Origin of the sequence: Pseudomonas frederiksbergensis (assembly GCF_003732705.1) — a bacterium.
Classification (GTDB): Bacteria; Pseudomonadota; Gammaproteobacteria; order Pseudomonadales; family Pseudomonadaceae; genus Aquipseudomonas; species Aquipseudomonas frederiksbergensis_F.
In genome coordinates, this window is the sequence record NZ_MOBR01000005.1 from 69490 (window position 1) to 76209 (window position 6720).

General features: G+C 61.0%; 6 protein-coding genes. 4 read left to right on the forward strand and 2 right to left on the reverse strand.

Annotated features, from left to right (window positions below):
- Positions 1-86: 86 nt before the first annotated feature.
- Both BK667_RS04115 and BK667_RS04120 read right to left on the reverse strand, forming a co-directional pair.
- Positions 87-728 (reverse strand): TetR/AcrR family transcriptional regulator, encoded by a 642-nt coding sequence (locus tag BK667_RS04115; RefSeq protein ID WP_123508951.1) that lies wholly within the window; start codon positions 726-728, stop codon positions 87-89.
- A gap of 229 nt (positions 729-957) precedes the next feature.
- On the reverse strand, positions 958-1257 hold the full coding sequence (locus BK667_RS04120) for a hypothetical protein (protein ID WP_123508952.1): 300 nt from the start codon (positions 1255-1257) through the stop codon (positions 958-960).
- A 168-nt stretch (positions 1258-1425) separates the two neighbouring features.
- Between BK667_RS04120 and BK667_RS04125 the strand changes: the two genes are divergently transcribed.
- From BK667_RS04125 to BK667_RS04140, 4 genes are all read left to right on the forward strand, one after another.
- A complete protein-coding gene (locus BK667_RS04125; protein WP_123596845.1) occupies positions 1426-2445 on the forward strand; it encodes a helix-turn-helix transcriptional regulator in 1020 nt (339 codons plus the stop codon).
- A 129-nt stretch (positions 2446-2574) separates the two neighbouring features.
- Entirely contained in the window at positions 2575-4419 is a 1845-nt protein-coding gene (locus BK667_RS04130) for an amidohydrolase (protein ID WP_123596846.1), read from the forward strand.
- On the forward strand, positions 4416-5813 hold the full coding sequence (locus BK667_RS04135; protein WP_123596847.1) for a purine-cytosine permease family protein: 1398 nt from the start codon (positions 4416-4418) through the stop codon (positions 5811-5813). The genes BK667_RS04130 and BK667_RS04135 overlap by 4 nt, the downstream gene beginning before the upstream one ends.
- A gap of 154 nt (positions 5814-5967) precedes the next feature.
- Positions 5968-6426 (forward strand): GNAT family N-acetyltransferase, encoded by a 459-nt coding sequence (locus BK667_RS04140; RefSeq protein WP_123596848.1) that lies wholly within the window; start codon positions 5968-5970, stop codon positions 6424-6426.
- The last annotated feature ends 294 nt before the right edge of the window (positions 6427-6720 follow it).

Genomic DNA, 6720 nt, shown 5'->3' on the forward strand with positions numbered 1-6720 from the left:
CGTGTCAGTCGACATCATCGTTATTGACACACCGCCTTCGCGGGCAAGCCTCGCTCCTACACACAACGATGCGCCGCCCCCCAAAATCAAGTCGCAAACATCAACCCACCAATCGCCCCAACCCGCTCCGGCACCACACCCCCCAACACCAACCGGGTAATCGTCGCCGCCGCATTCTGATAATCCGCATCCTGCGGCGTATCTTGGCCAGTGATATGCGCCATCTGCCAGCCCAGGTTGGTGTAGGTGCGCGTCGCCGACCAGATAAACAACATCAAATGCTCCGGATCCACCGGCGCCAGCAACCCGCGCTCAATCCAGCTGCGCAGGCAGTCGACATTGCGTTGCGCCTCGGCATACAACAAATCCCGACACTCTTCAGGTAACTGCCGTCCCCCCAGCAGCAACTCGCCACTGAACACCTTGGCAATGTGCGGATGCTCCCGTGCGATGCGGATCCGCGCGGCGATGTAGGCCTGTAGCCCCACCACCGGATCATCGCTCTCGCGCAACACCGCCGAGGCCTCCAGCAATGGCTCGACAAACCCGAGCAACACCTTGGCGTAGAGGTTTTCCTTGGTCTGGAAGTAGTAATACAGATTCGCCTTCGGCACCCCCGCGCGCGCGGCGATGTCCCGGGTCTGGGTAGCGTCGAAACCCCTGGCGGCAAACTCTTCGCTGGCGGCGGCCAGGATCAGGTGCTGATTGCGTTGGCGAATGCTGGTCATGGGGAAGGAACAAAGGAGGAGGGCATGGGGGCGTCTTGAAAAATCGGTTTCGTAATATACAAAACTATATAGCGAATGAGCCAGACGCGAATCCTCGTATTGCGCAGGCGGTTGCCGAAATCAGAAGAGCGGCCCGCAATCGGTGTCCTGAACTGAATGAGGCTTCGGCCCTGGCCTGAAAATCACTCGTCAAACGCCGACAGATGCACTCTGCAGCGGCCTCGCGTTATCAATGTTTACACTCCGCCAACACCACCTGGCAGGTATCCGGCGTGCCACCGGACCGGCCGGCATAGCGCATGCAGTTATCCAGGGATTTTTTGCGCGCCATGCTCAAGGTATCGCCCCAAGCCAGGCCGCCCTCGCCGGCAGTGGGCAGCGCTTTCGCATAGCAGCTGGAGCCTATGCTTGAGGCCAAGTAGCGAGCCTTGGCCGTTTTTCCTGCACACCCGGCAGTCAGCGCCAGGTTGATAGCGAGCAGGGTGAGCAGGATCCATGACGAGCATTGGCGTGCTGTTTGTCCGCTCATCCCGATTCCCCTGTAACAAGAGGCTGAGGCACGTTGGTGCGCGTGCTCTACATAAGATTAGACGGTGTACGGGGATTGCCTTTCCTTTAATAGTCCTGAGCTGGACGCGATTACTGCGCCTATGGCATGGTCGAATCAATACGCCATGTAGCCAACAGGATAAGAACGATGGAGGAGGGGGAGCAAATCGGCGCCATGACCTCGATGGCCACGCTCAACGCATTCAACCGCTGCGTGCTGCACCTCGGTCGCCTGGCCCGGGATCGCGGTGACTCGCAATTCATCGAGGACGGCCTGCACGCCTTCAGCGAACTGGTGCCGTTCGCGTCCTCCTGGTGGGGCGAGATGTCGGCGTCGGATGCCGATGCGCCGCCCCAAAGCTGGATGCACGGGCGCATCAATCTGCCGGAATCGTTCGCGGCCGAATGGCACACCTGTGCGCAAATCGACAAGTTTTCCAACGACACCCTCAGCCAACTCGGCGCGGTGGTGCGTGAAAGCGGTTACACCGACCCGAGTGAAGAGGTAAACGACTTCGCGCGACGTCATCACCTCTATCACCCGATGTGCATCACCTTCGAATTGCCCGAAAGCGGCTTGCTGTTTTTCGTCTGCGTGTACCGTGGCGCCGATGCGCCGGGGTTCAGCGACAGTGAGGCCGAGTTGTTTTCTGCGTTTTGCGATCACCTGCTGCAACTCTGGCGATTCCAGGTGCAGGACATGATTCGCTTCGACACCGGAAGCGGCGCCACTGATTTCGGCATCGCCCGGCTCGACGGCAGTCTGCTGTATGTCGGCGCCAGGCTGTGCGCCGCCATTCAGCGTGAGTTGCCGGGGTGGAGCGGTTCGACACTGCCCTTTGAAGTGATCGCGCAACTGGCCAAAGCGCCGTGCGTGATCCGTTTCGGTCGTTGCACGCTGACGCTGAGCCCGAACGCCGAGCATGTGATTCTGTCCGTCGAAGCGCAGTCGCGCGGGGCGGTGCTGGCGCCACGGGAGCGCACGGCCGCGTTGCTGTTCGCCGCCGGCCATTCTTATAAAGAGATCGCCAAAACCCTGGGACTGAGCCCGGCCACCGTGCGCACTTATCTGCGCAATTGCTACTTGCAGCTCGGCGTGAAGAGCAAGGTGGAACTGGGTTCGGTCCTGCGTTCGCCGTCCCACGATACCCGCCGTATATCCCACTAATTACCTGACCCCTCCTCATTTGTGGAGGTCCGGATTTCGACTGCGCGCTATAGGGTAGGCCCTGCCTGCCACGGGCTGGCGCGACAGTCTGTTCGGGCACTTCAAAACTATAAAAACAGAGGTGAGGCAGTGAAATTTTCCAGGCTATTTATCGCGGTTGCCGCGACGACGGCGTTTGCCGGTGTGGGGCTGGTGGGGTGTCAGACCCAAGGTTCGAGCGGCGCCGACATGGTGATGCGCAACGGCTATGTCTACACCGTCGATGGCAAGAATTCGGTGCAACAGGCGATTGCCGTGACCGGTGGCAAGATCGTGTATGTCGGCAGCGATGAGGGGGTTTCCTCTTACATTGGCAAGCAGACCCAATTGATCGACCTGGCCGGGCGCATGTTGATGCCGGGCTTCATCGATGCGCACATGCACCCCGGTGACGGCGGCCGCGCCATGACCTTGTGCGATCTGAAATACCAGACCATGACCCGCAAGGTGTTCCAGGAAACCATTCAAGCCTGTCTCGATGCCGACAAGGACAAGGGCCCCGATGTGTGGCTTGAAGTCGGCAGTTGGGATCGCATGGGCATGGACGGGCTCGACGGCGATCCGGACAAATCGACCCTGGATGCGCTCAAGACCAAACGCCCGATTCAGGTCCGTTCCACCGACTTCCACACGGTGCTGACCAACTCCCGTGGTCTGCAAGTGGCCGGCATCACCAAGCAAACCCCTAACCCGAGTGATGGCAAATACGTGCGCGACAGCGCCGGCAACCCGAACGGCATCTGCGAGGACGGCGCGGCCGATACCATGGCCGCCGTGGTCCCGCCCGCTACCGAAGCCGAGAAACTGACCCAGACCCGCGCCGCGCTCGACGCCATGCGTCAGCAGGGCATCACCAGCTTCTTCGACGCCATGTCGGGGCCCGAAATGGGTAAAGCGTTCACGACCTTGCAGCAGTCGGGCGAACTGACCGCCCGCGCCTTGCTGGCGATCAAACTCGACCCGGCCGCCGCTGCCGCAGACCCGGCGAAAACCATCGCTGATGCCAAGGTTTTGGCCAACACCTACGATCAGGGCGAAACCAAAGTCGCGCCGGGCGTGAGCATGCGCCACGTCAAATTGTTCATGGACGGCATCATCAACGCGCCGGCGGATACCGGGGCGATGCTGACGCCGTACCTGCACAATGCCGGCACCGACAAGGCGCCGAAGTGGAAGCCGGGCAAGAATCTCGGCGAACTGTACTTCCCGCCACACGTACTCAATCCGCTGCTGCTGAAGGCGGTCGAGGCCGGCCTCGATCCGCACCTTCACGCCACCGGCGACCGCGCGGTACGCGATTCGTTGAACGGCATCGAATACGTTCGCCATCAACTGCCGGGCAATGCCTTTCGCCCGACCATTACCCACAACGAAGAAGTGGACCCGGCGGACTATCCGCGCGTCAAGGCGCTCGACGTGACGGCCAACATGTCGTTCCAGTGGGCGCAGCAAGCGCCGTCCACCGTCGATGGCACCAGCGATCACCTCGGCGCCGCGCGGTTTGCCCGCATGGAACCATCGGGCAGCATCGCCCGTGCGGGCGGTCGTGTGGCCTATGGCAGCGACTGGCCGGTGGATCCGCTCGACGAGTTTCTCGCGTTGAAAGTCGGTGTCACCCGCTCGGGCGATCCGCAGAACCCGCACAGCTATGGCCCCAAATACGCGGGCAGGCTGAACGCTGATCCGGCGCTGTCCCGTGAGGAAGTGCTGCGCACCATCACCCTGAACGCCGCCGAGCAATTGAAGCTGGACGCGGTGGTCGGTTCGGTCGAGGTCGGCAAGTTTGCGGATTTGATCGTGCTGGACAAGAACTTCATGCAGGTGCCCGAGGACGAACTGGCGCGCAATAACGTGCTGTTGACCATGGTTGGCGGCAAGGTTGTGTGGGCCAAGGCGCCGTTTGTTGGTGTTACTCAGAAGAGCACACCGCAATGACTCAACAACGAAGTCCCTTGATCGAGACCCGTTCGATCGATTACATCCCCGAGGCCGAGCGTCATGGCAGCCTCTACAGCCAGTTCACGTTGTGGCTCGGCGCCAACCTGCAAATCACTGCCATCGTCACCGGCGCGCTGGCGGTGGTGCTGGGCGGGGATGTGTTCTGGTCGCTGATTGGCTTGCTGATCGGCCAGTTGCTCGGCGGCGCCGTCGTCGCCCTGCATGCCGCGCAAGGGCCGAAGCTCGGGCTGCCGCAGATGATTTCCAGTCGCGTGCAGTTCGGCGTCTACGGGGCGGCGATCCCGATTGTGCTGGTGTGCCTGATGTACCTGGGTTTTAGCGCCACCGGCGCGGTGTTGTCGGGGCAGGCGATTGCGCAGTTGATCCACGTCAGCGACAGCGCCGGCATCCTGATTTTCGCCGCGTGCATCACGTTCCTGACGATCTTCGGCTATCGCGTGATTCACTGGGTGGGCAGGGTGGCGAGCGTGTTGGGCATCATCGCCTTCGCCTATTTGTTTACCCGGCTGATGACGGTCAACGACATCGGCCTGCTCCTGGAAAACCGCCACTTCGGCTGGAGCACTTTCCTGCTGGCGGTGTCGCTGTCGGCGTCCTGGCAAATCGCGTTTGGGCCTTATGTGGCGGACTACTCGCGTTACCTGCCGAGCAAAACGTCTTCCTGGAAAACCTTCGCGGCTGTTGGCCTGGGCACGGTGCTGGGCGCCCAGGCTTCAATGGTGCTCGGGGTGTTTGCAGCCGCGTTGGCCGGCGCGAATTTTCGCGGTCATGAGGTGGCGACCATCGTCGGATTGGGCAGCACCGGCGTGATGGCCTCGCTGCTTTACCTCAGCGTGGTGTTCGGCAAGGTCACAGTGTCGACGCTCAACGCCTATGGCAGCTTCATGTGCGTGGCGACGATTATCAGCGGCTTTCGCAGCCGCCTCGAAATCACTGCCCGCCAGCGCATGGTGTTTGTGTTGTTGATCGTCGCGGCCTCCACCACGCTGGCGCTGTTGGGGCAGTACTCGTTCCTGAACTCGTTCAAGTACTTCATCCTGTTTCTGCTGACGTTCTTCACGCCGTGGAGCGCGATCAACCTGGTGGATTACTACTTCATCAACAAGGAGCGTTATGACATTGCAGCGCTGTCCGACCCAGCGGGGCGTTATGGACGCTGGAACGTGCGCGGGATCAGCGTGTATGTCGTGGGTGTGTTGATCCAGTTGCCGTTTGTGGACACGCACTTCTACTCCGGGCCGATGGTTGCGCAACTCGGTGGGGTGGATATTTCCTGGATTGTCGGGTTGGTGGTGCCGGGGGTGCTTTATTACGGCTTGGCGCGGTCGTCGGCGGTGGGGATGTCTTCGGAGCAGCAATCGAAGGCGTGAAGGACGCTACACTCCTTGCGACGCAATCCTTGTGGGAGCGAGCTTGCTCGCGATGACGGTTGTACATTCAACGCGTGTGTTGACTGTCAGTCCGCTATCGCGAGCAAGCTCGCTCCCACAGGGTTTTTGTTCAACCCGTACGGAGACGATCACCATGGCCATCCACGCCCAACGCGCCGACGCCAGCCACCTCGAGCAAGTCGCCCATCTCTTCGACGCCTACCGAGGCTTCTACGAGCAACCCTCCAACCTGCCGCAGTCCCGAGCCTTCATCGCCGAGCGCATCGCCCAGGATGAATCCGCGATTTTCCTCGCTGTAGACGATGAAGGAGAGGCACTGGGTTTCGTCCAGCTCTACCCGACGTTTTCCTCCATTGACGCTCATCGCACCTGGCTGCTCAGCGACCTCTTCACCACGCCTGCTGCTCGCGGTCGTGGGGTAGGGACGTTGCTGATGAACACCGCCCGCGCGTTTGCGCTGTCGACAGGGGCGAAGGGATTGGTGCTGGAAACCGCGACGGACAACGTTGGCGCGCAGCGCTTATATGAATCGCTGGGGTATGTGCGGGATACGGGGTATTTCACCTACTGCCTCGATTTGAAGCAGGGCTGATTAGTGTGTAGGAGCGAGCGGTGCGGCGATCCGACTTGCCCGCGAAGAACGATGACGCGGTGTGTCAGACCTGACGCCTTCGCGAGCAGGCTCGCTCCCACAGGGACAGGCGATGCTGCAAATCTTGTGAACAACACTAAACAAATGTAGGAGCGAGGCTTGCCCGCGAAGAACGATGACGCGGTGTGTCAGACCTGACGCCTTCGCGAGCAGGCTCGCTCCCACAGGGTCAGCCGATGCCGCAAATCTTGTGAACAACACTAAACAAATGTAGGAGCGAGGCTTGCCCGCGAA